The sequence below is a fragment of the Ornithinibacillus californiensis genome (assembly GCF_001038485.1).
Taxonomy (GTDB): domain Bacteria; phylum Bacillota; class Bacilli; order Bacillales; family Amphibacillaceae; genus Ornithinibacillus; species Ornithinibacillus californiensis.
Genome location: NZ_LDUE01000029.1, coordinates 25641 through 44995 on the forward strand (window position 1 = coordinate 25641; position 19355 = coordinate 44995).

General features: G+C 36.4%; 21 protein-coding genes and 2 pseudogenes. 21 read left to right on the forward strand and 2 right to left on the reverse strand.

Annotated elements, in window-relative coordinates:
* The first annotated feature begins 4 nt into the window (after positions 1 to 4).
* Positions 5 to 1354, forward strand: a complete 1350-nt coding sequence (gcvPA, locus tag TE34_RS07210) for an aminomethyl-transferring glycine dehydrogenase subunit GcvPA (RefSeq protein WP_084710651.1) — start codon at positions 5 to 7, stop codon at positions 1352 to 1354.
* A complete protein-coding gene (gcvPB, locus tag TE34_RS07215; protein ID WP_047984149.1) occupies positions 1347 to 2807 on the forward strand; it encodes an aminomethyl-transferring glycine dehydrogenase subunit GcvPB in 1461 nt (486 codons plus the stop codon). Before gcvPA ends, gcvPB begins: the two co-directional genes overlap by 8 nt.
* Before the next feature lie 45 nt (positions 2808 to 2852).
* On the opposite strand, the gene TE34_RS07220 is transcribed toward gcvPB, so the two are convergent.
* Positions 2853 to 3224, reverse strand: coding sequence for a rhodanese-like domain-containing protein (locus TE34_RS07220; protein WP_047984150.1), 372 nt, complete (start codon positions 3222 to 3224; stop codon positions 2853 to 2855).
* A 394-nt stretch (positions 3225 to 3618) separates the two neighbouring features.
* Here TE34_RS07220 and TE34_RS07225 point away from each other — a divergent pair.
* The 6 genes and pseudogenes from TE34_RS07225 to TE34_RS07250 form a co-directional block, all read left to right on the forward strand.
* Positions 3619 to 5058: pseudogene (locus TE34_RS07225) on the forward strand (vitamin B12-dependent ribonucleotide reductase); the annotation flags it as partial.
* A 213-nt stretch (positions 5059 to 5271) separates the two neighbouring features.
* Positions 5272 to 6207: a PDDEXK family nuclease gene (locus TE34_RS07230; RefSeq protein ID WP_047984151.1), complete on the forward strand. Its 936-nt coding sequence runs from the start codon at positions 5272 to 5274 to the stop codon at positions 6205 to 6207.
* A 59-nt stretch (positions 6208 to 6266) separates the two neighbouring features.
* Positions 6267 to 7388: pseudogene (locus TE34_RS07235) on the forward strand (vitamin B12-dependent ribonucleotide reductase); the annotation flags it as partial.
* A 116-nt stretch (positions 7389 to 7504) separates the two neighbouring features.
* On the forward strand, positions 7505 to 7684 hold the full coding sequence (locus tag TE34_RS07240) for a hypothetical protein (protein ID WP_047984152.1): 180 nt from the start codon (positions 7505 to 7507) through the stop codon (positions 7682 to 7684).
* Between the two features lie 93 nt (positions 7685 to 7777).
* On the forward strand, positions 7778 to 8197 hold the full coding sequence (gene mntR, locus TE34_RS07245; protein WP_047984153.1) for a transcriptional regulator MntR: 420 nt from the start codon (positions 7778 to 7780) through the stop codon (positions 8195 to 8197).
* A gap of 73 nt (positions 8198 to 8270) precedes the next feature.
* Positions 8271 to 9155, forward strand: coding sequence for a patatin-like phospholipase family protein (locus tag TE34_RS07250; protein ID WP_047984154.1), 885 nt, complete (start codon positions 8271 to 8273; stop codon positions 9153 to 9155).
* 10 nt (positions 9156 to 9165) lie between these two features.
* Here TE34_RS07250 and TE34_RS07255 read toward each other — a convergent pair whose 3' ends face one another.
* Positions 9166 to 9540, reverse strand: coding sequence for an SA1362 family protein (locus TE34_RS07255; protein ID WP_047984155.1), 375 nt, complete (start codon positions 9538 to 9540; stop codon positions 9166 to 9168).
* 198 nt (positions 9541 to 9738) lie between these two features.
* Here TE34_RS07255 and TE34_RS07260 point away from each other — a divergent pair, with 198 nt between their 5' ends.
* The 13 genes from TE34_RS07260 to TE34_RS07320 all read left to right on the forward strand — a co-directional run bounded on the left by TE34_RS07260 (position 9739) and on the right by TE34_RS07320 (position 19215).
* Positions 9739 to 10260, forward strand: a complete 522-nt coding sequence (locus tag TE34_RS07260; protein ID WP_330218305.1) for a YqhR family membrane protein — start codon at positions 9739 to 9741, stop codon at positions 10258 to 10260.
* 131 nt (positions 10261 to 10391) lie between these two features.
* Entirely contained in the window at positions 10392 to 11453 is a 1062-nt protein-coding gene (locus TE34_RS07265; protein ID WP_047984157.1) for a M24 family metallopeptidase, read from the forward strand.
* Positions 11454 to 11480: 27 nt separating this feature from the next.
* A complete protein-coding gene (gene efp / locus TE34_RS07270) occupies positions 11481 to 12038 on the forward strand; it encodes an elongation factor P (protein WP_047984158.1) in 558 nt (185 codons plus the stop codon).
* 144 nt (positions 12039 to 12182) lie between these two features.
* Positions 12183 to 13124, forward strand: coding sequence for a hypothetical protein (locus tag TE34_RS07275; RefSeq protein WP_047984181.1), 942 nt, complete (start codon positions 12183 to 12185; stop codon positions 13122 to 13124).
* A gap of 12 nt (positions 13125 to 13136) precedes the next feature.
* Positions 13137 to 13568 (forward strand): VOC family protein, encoded by a 432-nt coding sequence (locus TE34_RS07280; RefSeq protein ID WP_047984159.1) that lies wholly within the window; start codon positions 13137 to 13139, stop codon positions 13566 to 13568.
* A gap of 549 nt (positions 13569 to 14117) precedes the next feature.
* Positions 14118 to 15044 carry a stage III sporulation protein AA gene (gene spoIIIAA, locus TE34_RS07285; protein ID WP_047984160.1) on the forward strand — a complete coding sequence of 309 codons (927 nt, stop codon included), beginning with the start codon at positions 14118 to 14120 and terminating at the stop codon, positions 15042 to 15044.
* On the forward strand, positions 15041 to 15553 hold the full coding sequence (spoIIIAB, locus tag TE34_RS07290; protein WP_047984161.1) for a stage III sporulation protein SpoIIIAB: 513 nt from the start codon (positions 15041 to 15043) through the stop codon (positions 15551 to 15553). The genes spoIIIAA and spoIIIAB overlap by 4 nt, the downstream gene beginning before the upstream one ends.
* A 20-nt stretch (positions 15554 to 15573) precedes the next feature.
* The gene (gene spoIIIAC, locus TE34_RS07295) at positions 15574 to 15780 is read left to right on the forward strand and encodes a stage III sporulation protein AC (RefSeq protein WP_047984162.1); all 207 of its coding nucleotides are present in this window, start codon (positions 15574 to 15576) and stop codon (positions 15778 to 15780) included.
* A 5-nt stretch (positions 15781 to 15785) separates the two neighbouring features.
* Positions 15786 to 16178, forward strand: coding sequence for a stage III sporulation protein AD (gene spoIIIAD / locus TE34_RS07300; RefSeq protein WP_047984163.1), 393 nt, complete (start codon positions 15786 to 15788; stop codon positions 16176 to 16178).
* 38 nt (positions 16179 to 16216) lie between these two features.
* Positions 16217 to 17389 (forward strand): stage III sporulation protein AE, encoded by a 1173-nt coding sequence (gene spoIIIAE / locus TE34_RS07305; RefSeq protein ID WP_047984164.1) that lies wholly within the window; start codon positions 16217 to 16219, stop codon positions 17387 to 17389.
* Positions 17390 to 17400: 11 nt separating this feature from the next.
* Positions 17401 to 18030: a stage III sporulation protein AF gene (gene spoIIIAF / locus TE34_RS07310; protein ID WP_047984165.1), complete on the forward strand. Its 630-nt coding sequence runs from the start codon at positions 17401 to 17403 to the stop codon at positions 18028 to 18030.
* Positions 18027 to 18650: a stage III sporulation protein AG gene (gene spoIIIAG, locus TE34_RS07315; RefSeq protein ID WP_047984166.1), complete on the forward strand. Its 624-nt coding sequence runs from the start codon at positions 18027 to 18029 to the stop codon at positions 18648 to 18650. Before spoIIIAF ends, spoIIIAG begins: the two co-directional genes overlap by 4 nt.
* A 25-nt stretch (positions 18651 to 18675) precedes the next feature.
* Positions 18676 to 19215, forward strand: coding sequence for a SpoIIIAH-like family protein (locus tag TE34_RS07320; RefSeq protein ID WP_047984167.1), 540 nt, complete (start codon positions 18676 to 18678; stop codon positions 19213 to 19215).
* Positions 19216 to 19355 lie beyond the last annotated feature (140 nt).

Below are 19355 nucleotides of genomic sequence, written 5' to 3' on the forward strand. Positions count from 1 at the left end.
TATTGTGGATTTTCGTTATTTACCAATGACTGAAACAGACAAAAAAGAGATGTTGGATACAATTGGTGTTTCTTCAACAGATGAATTGTTCTCTGATATCCCTGAAAAGGTTAGACTAAAGCAAGACTTAAATTTAAAGACACCAACTAGCGAGCATGAGCTTAAAAAAGAACTTGTTCAAATGGCCAACAAAAACTATAACGTAAAAGAATATACATCATTCCTTGGGGCAGGTGTATATGATCACTTTATACCTTCTGTTGTAGACCATGTAATTTCTAGATCTGAATTTTATACGGCTTATACACCTTATCAACCTGAAATCTCTCAAGGGGAATTACAAGCAATCTTTGAATTTCAAACGATGATTTCCGAATTAACAGGAATGCCAGTAGCAAACTCTTCTATGTACGATGGTGGTACATCGCTAGCGGAAGCGGTTAATTTAAGTGCTGGCCAAACGAGAAAGAAAAAAGTATTAGTTTCAAGAGCTATACATCCAGAATCCCAAGCTGTTATTGAAACATATGGAAAAGGTCAAAACTTAGAAATCGTTTATATTGATCATGTAAACGGTCGCACGAATTTAGAACAATTAGCAAGTGAACTAGATGAGAATACAGCTAGTGTTGTCGTTCAATATCCTAACTTCTTTGGTCAAATTGAACCATTAGCAGAGCTCAGAGCCTTACTAGATGAACAACCAAAAGCGATGTTCATCGTATCTAGTAATCCACTAGCACTAGGATATTTAACACCACCTGGGAAGTTTGGTGCAGATATCGTTGTAGGGGATACGCAAGTATTTGGTATTCCAGCTCAATTTGGTGGACCACATTGTGGTTATTTTGCTACAACTGAAAAATTAATGCGTAAAGTTCCAGGCCGTTTAGTTGGTCAAACGAAAGATGAGAATGGTCTACGTGGATTTGTATTAACCTTGCAAGCTAGGGAACAGCATATTCGCCGTGATAAAGCTACATCAAATATTTGTTCCAATCAAGCGCTGAATGCATTAGCAAGTGCTGTTGCTATGAGTTCCATCGGTAAGCATGGAATAAGAAAAATGTCTGAGCTTAATATGCAAAAAGCACGATATGCTAAGAGAAAATTAGTTGAAGCAGGATTGGAAGTTGTAGCGGAAGGGTCATTCTTTAATGAGATTGTTGTAAAGCTTCCTGTTTCTGTCAGCGTTGCGAATGATCAATTATTGGAGAAAGGCTTCATTGGAGGTTACGATTTATCGACTTACTATCCGGAACTTGAGGGACATATGTTAGTTGCTGTAACAGAAATTCGTACAAAAGATGATATTGATGCTTTTGTGAAGGAATTGGGGGATATCCATGAGTAATCAAGACTTTCCATTAATTTTTGAACGAAGTAAAGAGGGAAGAGTTAGCTTTAACTTACCAGACATTGATGTTCCAGAGGTGGATTTGGAAGCGGAGTTAACGGATGATTATGTTAGACAAGAGGCTCCTGACTTACCAGAAGTGAGTGAACTAGATATTATCCGTCATTATACAGGATTATCGAACCGAAACTATGGGGTCGATTCAGGCTTTTATCCACTAGGTTCTTGTACGATGAAATATAATCCAAAAATAAATGAGGATGTTGCACGTCTAGAAGGATTTACCCATATCCATCCGTACCAAGACCCTAAGACGGTGCAAGGCGCTCTTGAAATGATGTATGACTTACAGGAATCTTTAAAGGAAATTACAGGAATGGCTGGTGTTTCTTTACAATCAGCTGCTGGGGCTCATGGTGAGTGGACAGGACTAATGATGATTCGTGCCTTTCATGAAGCTAATGGAGACTTCCATCGTACAAAGGTAATCGTTCCTGATTCAGCACATGGTACGAACCCAGCCTCTGCAACTGTTGCCGGCTTTGAAGCTGTCACAGTAAAATCAAATGAAAAAGGATTAGTTGATCTAGAGGACTTAAAGCGGGTAGTAGGGGAAGATACAGCCGCATTAATGTTAACAAACCCAAACACATTGGGATTGTTTGAAACGGAAATTCTAGAGATGGCAGAAATTGTACATGAAGCTGGAGGTAAGCTTTATTATGATGGAGCAAATCTAAATGCGATTATGGGCTATGCCCGTCCTGGAGATATGGGATTTGATGTTGTACATCTTAACTTACACAAAACATTCACTGGTCCACATGGTGGTGGAGGTCCTGGTTCAGGTCCAGTTGGGGTTTCAGCGGAATTAGAACCATTCTTACCAAAACCATTAATTATAAAGCAAGATGATTTCTATACATTTGAATATGATCGTCCAAAGTCAATCGGGCGAGTAAAACCATATTATGGAAACTTTGGTATTAACTTACGAGCTTACACGTATATTCGTACAATGGGTGGCGAAGGCCTTAAAAAGGTTAGTGAGTATGCCGTTTTAAATGCAAATTACATGATGCGTAAGCTAGAGAAAGCTTATGATTTACCATATCCACAACATTGTAAGCATGAGTTTGTTCTTTCTGGTAGAAGACAGAAGAAGTTAGGTGTGCGTACATTAGATATTGCAAAACGTCTTCTTGACTTTGGCTATCATCCACCAACTATTTACTTCCCATTAAATGTGGAAGAAGCATTGATGGTTGAACCGACAGAAACAGAATCGAAGGAAACATTAGATGGATTTATTGAAACGATGTTAACGATAGCTAAGGAAGCAGAAGAAAACCCTGAAATTGTTCAGGAAGCTCCTCATAATACGGTTGTGAAGCGGATGGATGAAACAACTGCTGCTAGAAAGCCAATTTTACGTTATTACAAAGGATAAGAAGAAACGCCTTAGGTGAATGCACCTAAGGCGTTATTTGATTCATTATCCTCTTTTAACTTTTCCAGTCCACTTTTTGAATCCGCCTTTTAATTGGTAGATATCTTTGTATCCTTTTTTATAAAGAAGTTGAGCCGCTCTAGCAGAACGCGCTCCACCTTGGCAGTAAAGATATACCGGCTTATCTTTTCGAACTTCGATTAAGCGTTGCTTCATTTGTGTAACTGGAATATTTCTAGAACCTAGAATATGACCATTTTTAAATTCCTGTGGCTCTCTTACATCAATTAATTGTGCTTTGCGATAGCCTTCGCGGAATTGTTCTTCAGTTAATGTTTTTAAGTAATTTCGTTGTCTAAAGTAACGAAATACTTGTATAACAATCAGTATGATTAGTGCTAATAAAAGATACTCCATCTATAAATCCCCCGTCTTTCACTTTATACTATCTTATTATAGGATGAATGCTTGTTTTTATCAAAGTTTTTCTATAGATATGATAGAAGTTTAGAAGTCGAAAAGTGTCGACCGGTTCTTCAATATCATATAGGCATTCAAAATGGCAATAGTAGAATTTCTTGGATTTAGTATAATTACATTGTATTTTCTCTTGAAATCATCCGTTTTCTTAGCTTTTTGCTTATTATTGATTATTGACAAAAACGACCTATTATGCCTTTTGTACTATATATTGTGTTTTTTGTAAAATTTACATACAACATATTGTAATTGTTTACCTAAATATGGTATGGTATTACTAATGAAAATTCTAGTTTAATAGAATTAGTTATATGTCAAAAGGAGAGATAAAATGTCTACGGTTGTCGAATCAAAAACGAATATTAATGTGGATATGCTTAATGAAGACATCAAGGAATTTCCACAGGTACACCCTATTACACCAGATATGAAATTACTACATAAGGGTGTATCAAGGTTGGTCATGCTAGACCGCTATTCCTTTAAAGATACAGAGAAAAAGACATTAAAAGAAGGAGATTTTGTTGTTTTAACGGTTAAGGCGGATCCAAAGTTTCCAGCTAGAGGATTAGGATTTATCAAATCTATTGATCGTATAAACAATGAGGCACTTGTTCAAGTAGAACCGGATTATGCTTCTGTATTAGATGGCGAGGAAGCAGAGACTGGCGTTGTTAAAAGAGGGTTAGATAGTATTGATAAACCTCTAGAAGTATTCTATGAACAGATTGCTAAACGTAATGCGACAGGTCTTGCAAGTGTTGAGCCAACGGAAGATCTTCGTAAACGCTCGTTTGAAAAGTTTTATAAAGAATTAGCCAATTTAAACTTCATTCCTGCAGGCAGAGTATTATACGGTGCCGGGTCCGACACGGAAGTAACGTACTTTAACTGTTATGTTATGCCATATGTAAAAGACTCCCGTGAAGGTATTTCAGAGCATCGTAAGCAAGTAATGGAGATTATGAGTAGAGGTGGAGGAGTCGGTACCAACGGATCCACACTTCGTCCACGTAACGCGCTAGCTAGAGGAGTAAATGGTAAATCATCTGGTTCGGTATCTTGGTTAGATGATATTGCAAAATTGACTCATTTGGTTGAGCAAGGTGGGTCACGCAGAGGGGCACAAATGATAATGCTGGTAGATTATCATCCGGATATTATCGAATTTATTATCTCCAAGATGCAAAACCCTAGAATATTAAGATACTTAATTGAAAACACAGAAGATGAGCAAATTAAAAAACTTGCACAAGAAAAATTGAAATTCACTCCTCTAACCGAAACAGAGTCCGACCTATATCAAGGCATATTAAACTATAAATCTATTCCTGGTCAGGGCGGATTTACTAATCAAGTGATAAGGGAAGCGGAAGACAAGCTAAGAACTGGTGGAACATATTCTGTTCACAATTCAGAATTCCTTACCGGTGCTAATATCTCTGTATGTATTACGAAAGAATTTATGGAAGCAGTAGAGAACGACACATGGTATGAGTTGAAGTTCCCTGATGTGGAAAATTACAATGAAGAAGAAATGAAAGAATATAACGAAAACTGGCACAATGTTGGTGATGTACGTAAGTGGGAAGAAATGGGTTATGGTGTCCGTGTATATCGTCGTATCAAAGCAAAAGAGCTTTGGAATTTAATCAATATTTGTGCTACGTACTCTGCAGAGCCAGGGATCTTCTTCATAGACAATGCAAATGACATGACTAATGCTAAGGCATATGGTCAACAGGTGGTTGCTACAAACCCGTGTGGTAAAGTTGCTTAGTTTGCCTCACGTTAATCATTGCGGGATAAAGCGGGAAGGCTGAGACGTGCTAATCCGAACCGAAGGCTAAAAGTAAAGTTTTAGTCAGGGGCAACGCATAGATGGTGAACCTCTACTAGAGAATATAATCCATCCACGAGACCGCAACATTACACATGATTTTTTTACTTTCATGAATATAGAAATAAAGGGTTGGGTATTATCATGAATCGAGGATATTCCGGCTACTATAAAAACTACTTCTTAAGAAGTTCATATGAGTATGCATATGCAAAGTATCTGGATTATTATTGCATTCCTTGGGACTATGAAGCTGAGATTATTGATGTAGGTTATAAATTATATAAACCTGATTTCTTCATTTATGATGAAAAGGGACATCTACAGAAAATAGTTGAAGTAAAATCACGAAATAAAAATGCAAAAACTGAAGCAAAAAGAGCTCTTAATTCTATTGAGGAAAAACTGAATATTTATTGTGAATTAATCTCTTACGAAGAACTACTCGAATTATATAGAGAGTTACCTTTTTCTCTTACTTCAACAATCCATGAATGGATAAACTCCAATGAAACAACAATTAGCAAGTCTTTTGTTGGTAAATTAAATGGTCACTTTAACATGACTCATAGTGAGAAAACGAAAAAGTTGATAGGTGATCATACGAAAAGGTTATGGGAGTCAAACTCAGTAGCCAAGCAAAAGATGCTAGAAGGATTAAGAAATTCTGGATTAGCTCAAAAAGGGAAGATTAGAACCCCAAGGGAAAAAAGAAAATGCATAGAATGTGGAAAATCCTTTATTGTTTTAATTACTTCAACCAAAAGATACTGCAGTCGTGAATGCTCAGGGATTACTGCTATTAAAAGAGCTACTAAGTCATACATGACCAAAAGAAATGAAATCCATAGAAATATTAAAAAACATATTATTTTTTGGTCATTAAATAATATGGACATAGTTCTTAGTACACCATATAATAAGATCAATTCAAATCTAAAGCCTCTATTAGATGAGATCAAAAGCTTGTATGGCGTTCAAGATAGTAGAGTTATTTCTAAAGCAGTATTTGGCGAAGATTGCGGTAGGAAAGAATTACTAAAATTCATGAAACAAGTGTGTAATGAAAATGTATGCTGAACTTGCAGGAATTCAACTGTAAGAACTATTGGATAAAAAGCCGATAGGATAACAAATTGGAACAACCTCTTGCTCCATTTTCTGTCTGTAATTTAGCAGCAGTAAATCTTGGAGAAATGGCAAATAAAGTTACTAAGACTGTTGACTTTGAAAAGTTAAAACAAACAGTAAAAACTGGTGTGCGTATGCAAGACAATGTTATCGATGCGACACCATACTTCCTAGAAGAAAATAAGAGACAGGCCTTGGGAGAACGTCGCGTTGGGCTTGGCGTAATGGGACTACATGATTTACTTATCTATTGTGAAACAGAATATGGTTCTGAAAAGGGTAATGAATTAGTAGATAAGGTTTTTGAAGTAATAGCTACTACAGCTTATAGAGAATCTATTGAGCTTGCGAAGGAAAAAGGAAGCTTTCCATTTTTAGTAGGAGAAACGGAAGAAGAAACTCTAAATTTACGAGAAGCATTTATCAATACTGGCTATATGAAGAAAATGCCAGAGGATATTCGCCAAGATATTCTTAAATATGGAATTCGTAACTCACACTTGCTAACTGTTGCACCTACGGGGAGCACTGGTACTATGGTTGGTGTATCAACGGGATTAGAACCATACTTCTCCTTCTCTTACTACAGAAGCGGAAGACTAGGTAAATTTATTGAAGTAAAAGCTGATATCGTTCAAGAATTTTTAGATGCAAATCCAGACGTAGATTCAAACCACTTGCCGAAATGGTTTGTTACTGCAATGGAATTATCCCCAGAGGCGCATGCCGATACACAATGTGTTATCCAACGCTGGGTAGATAGCTCCATCTCTAAAACGGTGAATGCTCCAAAGGGATATACAGTTGACCAGGTGGAAGGCGTATATAGAAGATTGTACCGTGGTGGTGCAAAAGGTGGCACGGTGTATGTAGACGGAAGCCGTGACTCTCAAGTACTGACATTAAAGGCAGAAGAAAACAACTTCGAACAAACGGAGTTATTCGAGGACCAAGTCGAGCCAAGAAAAGTAGTATTAATGGATACGATTCAAGAGTTAAAATCTACTGACGTAACAATAGGTTCTGAAGTAGGCGATACGTGCCCTGTTTGTCGTGAAGGTAGTGTAGAGGATATAGGTGGATGTAATACTTGTACAAGCTGTGGTGCACAACTTAAGTGCGGCTTATAAACTTAAAAGAAAGACTATCAAACGATACGTTTGGTAGTCTTTTTTATACTTGAAACCTTTCAACTCGACTTTACGTAAAAAGTAATAACAAATAATCCAATTGGAGAGATGGGATAATGAGTAATTGGTGGAGAAGGAAAAAGGAGAACACTCGTAAACATCGTAAAGGAGAACGATACACTTTTGGGGATTTTATAATGGATGTGTTATTTTGGATCCCTGAACTTGTCTTACTACCGTTTCGCCTTCTGTTCTGGCTTCTACGAGGACTATGGAAAATTAATGATCTTACCTAAAGGCTTGTTTCCATTGATTTTTTACTGTATCCTCAATATATAGAAAAAATTTTGCCTATAAGAAAAAATATTCTATGAAACGAGGAGAACAGGATGCCAACACCTAGTATGGAGGACTATATTGAAATCATTTATAATTTAATTGAATCAAAAGGATATGCAAGAGTATCTGATATTGCTGAAACATTAGAAGTCCATCCTTCATCCGTTACAAAAATGGTTCAAAAATTAGACAAAGACGAATATTTACTATATGAGAAATATCGAGGTTTTATCCTAACTGAAAAAGGAAAAAAAGTTGGCGAAAGATTAGTGTTTCGTCATGAACTATTAGAAGATTTCTTAGAAATCATTGGTGTAGAAAAAGAGAATATATACAATGACGTCGAGGGGATAGAGCATCATCTTAGTTGGAATTCTATTGACCGAGTTGGTGACCTAGTTAAATATTTCAAAGAAGATCAGAAAAGGGTAGAGGACCTAAAGGAAGTCCAAAAGCGCAATCAACAGTAAATTAAATGGACAATGTTCTATTTTGTTCACTTATCGCTTACATATAGAGAAAAAGGCGATAAGGAGATAGGGTATGAAAATAGACGGTGTCTTCTCTGGTGGTGGTGTAAAAGCATATGCGTTTATCGGTGCTCTTGAGGTTATTGCTGATAAAAGACTAGAATTTGAACGAGTTGCTGGAACATCTGCTGGAGCTATTTTGGCTGCATTTATTGCTGCTGGTTATAAACCAGAGGAAGTTAGAGAGCTACTAGATGATCTCAATTTACAAGATTTTTTGGACCCGCCAAGTTTAACTAAAATTATGCCAGGTAGTAAATGGTTTTTCTTATACTTTCAAATGGGAATATACAAAGGGGATAAGTTTGAAAAATGGATTTACTACCAGCTAGCAAAAAAGAAGGTCTATACCTTTAGCGACATTAGCGAAGGTTACTTGAAAGTAGTTGTAAGCGATTTATCATTAGGCAAACTAGTAGTACTACCCGATGACCTTGAACGCGTATACGGAATAAAACCGAGTGAATTTCCAATCTCTCGAGCGGTGCGAATGAGTGCAGGATTTCCATATTTTTTTATGCCGAAAAAGATAGCGGGAAAAACAAAAAGCATTGTAGTAGATGGTGGATTACTTAGTAACTTTCCGATATGGGTATTCGAAAGTGAGACAAATAAGCGAATGCGACCAATTCTAGGGCTGAAATTAAGTGACTCACCACAACAAAATAGCCCAAAGCAAATTAAAAATGCCCTTGATATGCTACATGCCCTATTCTCCACAATGAAGCAAGCACATGATGCTAGATATATTGCAAAATCCGAAAAGTCCAACATTATTTTTATACCAGTAGAAAATGTTCAAACAACAGATTTCATGATTAGCAATGATGAGAAACAAAAATTAATAGAAAGTGGTCGAGATAAAGCGGAGAAATTTTTAAAGCAATGGTCCTATTAAAAAGCGAACTTCAATTTGAAGCTCGCTTTTTACGTTTTGATTTATTTCCATCGATTACTCTTAAGTGGGAAGGACGCTTTTTTACTTTCTTTTTAATTGGACTTGGTTGAACATGCCCTCTTACAGTGGATGAGGACTGGTTAGTTGTATATTTTGTTTTAGATTGCTTCACTGCTTGTTTATATTTTTTGGTATCAGAAGATGACCGGCGACCACCTAATACAAAGTAATACAATATTCCGAAGATAGCTAATCCAAAAACGGCAGTAACGAACAGATTTAATATAAAGTTGGTTGTATTACCGAATAACTGCATAACTAATCCTAATGCAGCTAAACCAACAATTGCATATATAATAAACTTTAGAATAGAATTTTTCCTCATATAAAATCTTCCTTTCGTCTATGTAATCTAACTATTACTTTATATCAAGAATCTAATAGATATAACCCCTTCTTATTACTAGTATAATTGTTTCCTTCTTAACTTAAAATATTCAACTCTTTTTTAACTCCTTCTTTTTATGATTTCAAGGATTTTCTGTAATTCATTTTAGGTGGGTGGGTAATACTAAAAGTGGAGGTGGATGCTTTGGAAGATAAAAAATTAGAGCAAAATAAACAGGAAGATTCATCAACGATTTTAGGTAGGTCACTTCTTACCGGATTTATTGGTGGTATTTTTGCAAGTCTATTAGGACTTTTTATGTATTATTTTAATTTTATGGAAGTTTCAGCTAAGTCTTTTCTTCTTCGCTCCTGGACCACAGCAGGGTGGACAGATACTTGGTTAGGTGAATTAGTAACTATCCTCCTAATCGGTATTTTATCCATTGTAGTAGCACTAGTTTACTATGGTATATTCAAAAAAATATACTCCTTATGGATGGGTGTAGTATATGGTTTAATTCTTTGGGGAATTGTCTTTTTTGTACTTCAACCAATTTTTTCGAATGTGCCAAGTATTGGGGAAATGGAAGTTCAATCAATTATATCTACTGCTTGTCTATACATCTTATATGGGACTTTCATTGGATATTCTATTTCATTTGATTACCATGATAGAACAGTTGCCAAAAATGAAGCTAAAGCTACCGCTAAGTAATGTTGATCAGCAAAATCAATATTCAAACTTGTCTACTTATGGTAAACTGTTAAAGTCGTAACAAATAGAAAAAGACTTAGATTTGTTTCATATGAAGCTAGTGAGCAAATGGAAAGGGATGAGATGAAGAGATGGAAAAACTTAATAAGATTAGACAATCACTTCAGGAATTGAACCTTGATGCGTTAATGGTATCAAGTCCAATTAACCGTAGATATGTTACTGGTTTTACAGGTACTGCTGGAATCGCTTTAATTACTTTGGATGAGGCTATCTTTATTACAGATTTCCGATACACGGAACAAGCGACTGAACAGGCAAAAGATTTTACCATTATTGAACATAAAAAGTTAATTGAAGAAGAAGTTAAGGCACAATTAACTAGGCTGAATGTAAAACGACTAGGTTTTGAGAAAAACCACGTTACTTTTGCTACATATGATCGTTATAATGATTTATTAGATGCTGAATTAGTACCAACTAGTGAAATAGTTGAAAAAATTCGTCTGATCAAAACTCCGGAAGAGCTATCAATTCTTAAAAAGGCCGCAGAAATTGCGGATGCTGCTTTTGTACATATACAAGGATTTATTAAGCCTGGCGTGAAAGAAATAGAAATCTCCAATGAGCTAGAATTTTTCATGCGTAGACAGGGAGCAACAGCATCAAGCTTTGACACAATTGTTGCATCAGGATTCCGTTCAGCAATGCCACATGGGGTTGCCTCTACAAAGGAAATTCAAGCTGGAGAGCTAGTAACAATGGATTATGGTGCACTATTTGAAGGCTATGTATCCGATATTACTAGAACAGTAGCAGTAGGTGACATTAGTGATGAGCTAAGAAAAATTTATGATACGGTATTAGAAGCCCAGATACGTGGTGTAAATGGTATTAAACCAGGTATGACAGGAATTGAAGCAGACGCTTTAACAAGAGATTATATAAAGGAACAAGGTTACGGTGAGTACTTTGGTCATTCTACTGGACATGGGATTGGACTAGAAGTACACGAGGGTCCTGGATTATCATTCCGTAGTGAATTGAAATTAGAGCCTGGGATGGTTGTAACTGTGGAACCTGGTATCTATATTCCGAATGTTGGTGGCTGTAGAATTGAAGATGACATCATCATTACAGAATCAGGGAATGAACGCTTGACAACTTCAACGAAAGAACTTATTCAGTTATAATATTGGCTTTATTTAAGGAGGAAAATTATGATTTCAGTAAACGACTTTAAAACAGGATTAACAATTGAGTTAGACAATGATGTATGGCAAGTTATAGATTTCCAACATGTAAAACCAGGAAAAGGAGCTGCTTTTGTTAGATCAAAGTTACGCAGCCTTCGTAATGGTGGAGTGCAAGAAAAAACTTTCCGCGCAGGTGAGAAAGTAAGCAAAGCGCACGTAGAGCATAAGAAGATGCAATATTTATATGCATCTGGTGATGACCATGCATTCATGGATACTGCCACTTACGAACAAATCGAACTTACCTCAACTCAAATAGAACATGAATTAAAATACATTAAGGAAAACATGGAAGTTGCTATCATTACGTACAACGGAGAAATTCTTGGTATTGACTTACCAAACAACGTTGAACTGGAAGTAACTGAAACAGAACCAGGAATTAAAGGGGATACTGCTAGTGGTGGTTCTAAACCTGCTACAGTTGAAACCGGCTTAGTGGTACAAGTACCATTCTTTGTAAACGTTGGTGATAAACTCATCATTAATACAGCAGATGGTAAATACGTATCTAGAGCATAGCTTATTTAAGAAAAGATGATTACCTAACTATGGGTAATCATCTTTTTTGTGTGGTTTATTCATTATTTTTTGAATATTTATGGTAAAATATTTACGGATTAAAAAGTGGATGTACAAAAATTAGAAAGGGAGATTCATTTGCATATGATATCAGCAAATCAGTTGAGCCACACAAAAGAATTTCTGTTAAAAAACTGTCGTCAATTAGAAATTACACGTTTTGAATACTTATTTGAAGATGGTAGTAAAGATGCGGTAATAAGGAGTCTTAAAGAGTTCCAGAATGATGATGGCGGGTTTGGGCATGGTATTGAGCCAGATTTTTGGTTGCCCAGTTCATCTCCAATGGCTACTTGGGCAGCAGGTCAAATTTTGAAGGAAATTGAAGCGGATAAAGAGGAACCAATGGTTAAATCCATGGTAAATTACTTAATCAATACATTTGACCATAGAGTTGGGAAATGGGCTTCCATATTAGAGGAAACGAATAACTATCCCCATGCGCCATGGTGGCATTGGACCGAGGGAGTGCAAGATAATTGGTCATTTAACCCGAGTATAGAACTAGCTGCCAATCTTATCCATTGGTCAAATCCAGATAGTAAGACAGCAGAAATTGGGTGGAAATCCATAAAACATGCAGTTACCTATTTAATGAATCAAAGAGAAATGGACAAGCATGAAATAAATAACTTCCAACAATTTATAAAAATTATTAAGCTAGAACAATCTAAGTTGGAAGCTCTATTACCTTATTCTTTTTATCAAATAGCCGAACATATAATGAATCTAGCTTTTGATTGTATTAATAAGGATAAGTCTTCTTGGGGATCAGGCTATGAACCACTTCCTTTAGATTTTGTACAAAGCCCTAGTGATGCTTTATACAATAGACTAGATACATTAGTAGAGCAAAATTTAGATTTTTACTTGAGTCAGATGTTAGATGAAGGTACATGGGATATTTCATGGGAGTGGGGAAGTTACCCGCAGGAATTTGAAGTTGCTAGGACTTATTGGAAAGGTATTTTAGCTGTAGATAGGTTAAAGCAATTTAGAGCATTTGGTTATTTGGAAGAAGCATAAGGAGGGAAAGAGATGGTCTTACAAAGGGTAAGCCTAGTTACGATTGGTTGTTATGATTTTTCCACCATGCGCGAATTTTATCAAAATCTGGGTTGGCAAGAATCGGGGCATAACTATTCGGATTATGCTGTCTTTCAAACAGCTGGAGTCCTTTTATCTTTATGGACTATAGAAAAATTAGCAAAAGACTCAGGTCTTGAAATACCAAATCCAAATAAGTATTTCAAGGGGATTACCTTTTCAATAAACGTAGATGAACCGGGTCAAGTAGATGAAGTAATTGTAAAGGTGAGAAGTCTTGGAGCTAAAATCCTAAATGAACCAAACAATGGTAATGGAGGGTTCCGTTCAGCTTCTTTTGCAGATCCAGAATATAATATTTGGGAAGTAGCCTTTAACCCCGCTTCTACATTTGATGAACGAGGATCAATGTTAACTATCTAGTTTAGTTAGTGGAAAAACGCTTGAAACAAACAGGTTAAATTACATAAGGTAGTTGAATTGAAGATATAAAATAAACTTCGCTAGACGAGGTTGGGACATAACTCAATCAAAGGCAGTAAAAAGACGAATAAACACTACATAAGCCCCGGAAATATACGGAGACTCCTGTGGGAGGATAGGCATAGGTGAGACCCCGAGAATGCACCTGCGTCTGCAAGTAACGCTACGCAGAAGGCTTCCTCGGTGCAAGGCAGCAATGAAGTAAATTCAAGTAGTTGCCTGGCTTACCAGCCGCCCACGGAAAGCGAAGTATATTTCCGGGGCGTGTTATATGCACTAATAACAATGTCGATTTTACCTTTGATAGATATACTTTTGTCTCACTCTCTCATTTTTTTTATAGGTAATTCCTCCACTAAAACTCCCAAATCTATCACCTGAAAATATCAACTCTATTATTTATCTTCTACCAGTCATAATTTCTCTATTCCCACATACATTTACTTATAGAAAATGAAATTCAAAACATAAACAAAGTGGGGACAAGCTATGGAGGAGATACTACGTTTATTTCCGACTGATATTCAAACTGTAATTAAACGCAAGATCGCCAGTCGTTGGAGTATGCTTCAAGAAATCCGTGTTCGCTTAAACCAGCCGATTGAGCTTATCTTTGACCAAGGAATTGAGTGGATCACACAGGCCAGACCGAATAAACAGGATAATGTTTATATTATCAACCAATTAAGTGAGTTTTCCTTATACAGAATGGAAGATGAACTACGGGAGGGCTATATAACAATTGAAGGTGGACATCGTGTTGGTATAGCCGGGAAAGTGAATACAGTAAATGGCACGGTGAAAGCAATCCAGTATATTACCTTCTTAAATATTCGAATAGCAAAAGAAAAAATTGGGGTTGGACAGAAAGTGATCCCATATCTATATGAAAATGGTTTTTTAAATACCTTATTCGTTGGCTCTCCCCAATCAGGGAAGACAACACTTATTCGTGATGTTATTCGTATCATTTCAACTGGTTGGAACCATATTCCTCCCAAGAAAGTTGGCGTTGTTGATGAACGCTCAGAAATCGCTGCGTGTCTAAAAGGTATACCACAACATAATCTCGGCAAGCGAACGGATGTACTAGATGCTTGTCCGAAAGCAGAAGGTATGATGATGCTAATTCGTTCGATGTCTCCAGAAATATTAGTGGTAGATGAAATTGGAAGCGATAAAGATGTACAAGCATTAACAAATGCGATTAATGCTGGGGTTACGGTTATTTGTACCATCCATGGTCAGTCTTTAGATGAGTTAAAGAAGAGACCTTCCATTCTTCCACTATTACAAAAGAAAGTATTTAGACGTATCGTACTACTGAGTGGTCAATCATCACCAGGAACTATTCACTCCATATACGATGAATTAGAAAAGAATATCTATTTTAAAAACGGGGTGCTTGCCAAGTGAAGTGGATAGGTGCACTACTCTTTATCGGAGTAACGACATGGCTCGGATTCGAGTGGAGTAATAAATTAGCAAAAAGACCAAAGCAAATTCGTCAACTTATCAATGCACTGCAAGTTTTAGAAGCAGAAATACTTTATAGCCAAATGCCACTCCATGATGCATTTAATTCTATTGCTAGGCAAATACCGGAACCGTGCGCTTCATTCTGCCAAACTGTTGCAGATAGAATGATAGGAACAAAAATTTATTTTGATGTCATTTGGGAAGAGTGTGTTGGAGAGTATATAGAAAAATCGAGCTTAGCTGTAAATGAAAAAGAGATCCTTTTACAGTTTGGTAGAACACTCGGACAGCATGATTTTGACCAACAACAGAAGCATATCCAACTTACAATAAAACATTTAGAAAGAGAATTACAAGATGCAAGAGATGAGCAGGACAAGTATGGAAAAATGGCAAGAAACCTTGGTTTTTTAACTGGCCTGTTTATCGTGTTATTGCTCATATAGGAGGAAAGGGGCTTTTCGTTATGCTATCAGATGCATCCATATTATTTCAAATTGCAGGTATTGGGATTATTGTAGCGTTAATACACACAATTCTAAAGCAAATGGGGAAAGAAGAGATTGCTCAATTTGTTACGCTACTCGGATTTATCATAGTACTCGTTGTTGTGATAAACGGACTCTCTGATTTGTTCCAACAAATACGATCCGTATTTCTATTTCAAGGGTAACTTAGATGGATATTATTCAAATTGTGACACTTGGTATTATAGCTAGCATTCTGTATATCTTGCTAAAGGATATGCGCGGCCCCTTTGCTTTTATCATTTTACTTATTACAGGAATCGCTATATTTTTGGCCATTATTAGTCAGATTGGTGCAATCATTCGCTTGATAGAATCATTAGGCCAAAAAGCAGCAATAAATACAATGTATATTGAAACGATATTGAAAATAATTGGTATTGCATATATTACCGAGTTAGGTGCCAGTATTACGAAAGATGCAGGACTTGGTGCTGTTGCTTCCAAAATAGAACTTGCTGGTAAAATATTCATCTTGCTGCTTGCAATTCCAATTATCTCTGCAGTAGTTGAAGCAATTCTTAACTTCCTACCATCTGTATAGAGGTAAGAAGTTATCTGAATGAAGGGAGCATTGATTGCATGAAACGGATTAGCCGTATTGTAAGTATCTTATTTTTACTCCTGTTTCTAGGACAGGCCGTTGTGTATGCAGACAATCAAGTCGAAGCTCCTGTGGAAGACGCACTATTAGAAGAAATCTCATTTGATGGGATGCAGGAATATTGGAATATTGTTGTGGATGAGTATGGAGGATATATTCCAGAGTTACAAAAGACTAGTCTTTACGATTTCATAAAAGGTACGGATGAGTTTTCCATTAAGAATATAATAACTGGTGGGCTAGAGTATCTATTACATGAAGTTATCCTAAATGGGAAGTTGCTTGGCTCTCTGTTATTACTCACGTTATTTTCTGTCTTACTACAGACAATGCATACCGCCTTTGAAAAAACATCAGTTAGTAAAATAGCATACTTTGTAGTATACATTGTGCTAATTTTTATTGCATTAAATAGCTTTTACTTAGCCGTTTCCTACGCAAAGGATGCCATCAGTATGATGAGTAGTTTTATGATCGCTCTTATTCCGTTAGTACTAGGTTTGATGGCATCATTTGGTAGCGTAATATCCGTTTCGTTCTTTCATCCTATTATTATCTTTCTAATTAATTTTAGCGGAGTGTTAGTTTCAAATTTTATCATGCCGTTATTATTTCTATCCGCTTTATTGATTATCGTTAGTAGTCTTAACGATAACCATAAAGTAACAAATCTTGCTGATCTCTTCCGCACTGTTGGTATAGGTACATTAGGGGTATTCCTTACAATATTTCTTGGAGTATTATCCGTACAAGGAGCGGCAAGTGCGATTCAAGATGGAGTAGCAATGAAAACGGCAAAATTTGTAACAGGTAACTTTATTCCAGTAGTAGGTAGAACCTTTACTGATGCAGCAGATACAGTCCTAAGTGCATCATTAATATTAAAAAATGCAGTAGGTATTGTCGGAGTAGCAATCATTATTTTTATCGCATTGTTTCCAGCCATAAAGATATTTGTGATTGCCTTAATCTATAAAGTTGCTGCTGCAATCTTGCAACCAATTGCTGATGGACCAATAATAACCAGTTTAAATACGATAAGTAAATATATCGTTCTAATACTTGCTTGTCTTTTAGCAGTTTCTCTCATGTTCTTCTTAAGCATCGTCATTATCGTAACGGCAAGTAATATTACACTCTTACTTCGATAGGGCTGATATTTGTGGATCTATTAATAAACTGGGTTGCTCAAATTATTATATTTATTTTGCTGGCAACCATTATCGATTTACTCGTTCCAACTGGTGGAATGAAAAAATATATTAAATTTGTTATTGGTTTGATACTGATACTTATATTTCTACAACCGATTTTTTATCTATTCAAAGTTGACATACAGCAAGCGGTTGAGCGCTCTTTTACTAGTTTAGTAGAAGATGATTCAAAGTCCTCAAAAGTAGAAAATTTGATTGAAATTCAAAAAAGTGAAATAGAATCGTCAACTAGCGCATATATTTTAGAACAAATGGCTGTCCAATTAAAAGATATAGCGAAAGCTCCTCTTTTGGACAACTATCAAGCAGAAATAAGACATTTAGATTTTAAGTTCTACGAGGGAGCAACCATCACTTATGAGGGGCTAGAAGAGGTCATTGTGTATCTTGGAGAATCAGTAGCAGGGGAGGGAGCAGTAAATGCTGTAGAGGATGTTGTCATTAATACAGGGGAGCAGACGGACAAGACTGAGGAAGAGGTTGATGTTGATCTTCAGGGAATTGAATCCATGCTAAGAGAAACTTGGGAATTAACAGATAAAGAATTAACAGTTAGATGGGAGGGAGGGGCATCTTGATAAAAAAATTACAAGATTTTATTAAGGAAAAGTTAAATGGATCCAAAAGAACAGGCTATATCGTCATAATTGGACTAGTTGCTTTACTTGTAATCTTAGTGGGTAACGTATTCTCTACCTCATCCCAGGAAGATTTAGGACAAGGAGTACCACGGATGGAATTAGAATCACCGTCCCAATCTGAAGAAGTAAGCTCCCAGGAAACAGGGGCAACGTCCGATGTTAGTGAATTGGAGGAGACCTATAAGAAGCAATTAGAATCGTTGTTAGAAAAAATCGATGGCGTCTCAGAAGTAGAAGTGATGGTCAATTTAGACTCTACAATGGTACAAGTTTATGAAAAGAATCTAATCAAAGGCACCCAAGCTACAGAGGAAAATGACCGTAATGGTGGAACGAGGCAAATTGAAGAAAATACAGAAGAAACGCAAGTCGTTTTAGTAAGACAAGGCGACCAGGAACAACCAATTTTAGTCCAAACAAAGAAACCAGAGGTAAGAGGGGTCCTTATCGTAGCAAAAGGGGTAGATAAAGCAACCGTTAAACAGTGGATTGTAGAGGCAGTTTCAAGAGTACTTGATGTTCCAACACATAGAGTTTCTGTAAAACCTAAAAATTAAGGTAGAATCAAGGGAGGATGAAATAATGTTGAAAAAACAAACTGTATGGCTATTAACGATGTTGAGTTTAATGATTGTATTGAGTGTGTATTATATGACGGCTAATCCAAACGATTTAGCTTATGTGAATACGGATAATGACCCAGCAACAGAAGAAACATCTTCAGAAACAACCACAGGTGAGAACATTTCGGTTACACCAGGCGGAAATGAGTTGTTTGCAGCCCTACGTTTGGAAGTGTTAGATGAAAGAAGTATGAAGAAAGATAGATTAGAAGACGTGTTAGCTAGCAGCACTGCAAGTGTTGAAGAAAAGAAGCAAGCTACTGAAGAAATTGACGCAATTGAACAAATGGGTACGAAAGAAAATATATTAGAAGAATCTATTCTAGCATCTGCTGAATATCAAGACGTATTAGTACGTGCTGATGGTGATACAGTTCATGTACACGTACAAGCTAAAGAACTTTCTAAATCAGAAGTCGTTAATATTATGCAAATGGTTCGAGACGAATTTGGTAAATTAACTGTGGATGTTATCCATGAACCATTGACTGAACAGTAAATAAAAAACTTACGTGTTAACATCAAGTCTAATAGGCTTGATGTTTTTGTTTTCTACAGGACTATTATTATGACGAGGTATAAGAGTTTGCATAGGACCTTAGTAAGGAGTTTTATTTTATTCGCTAATAAATAGATAGA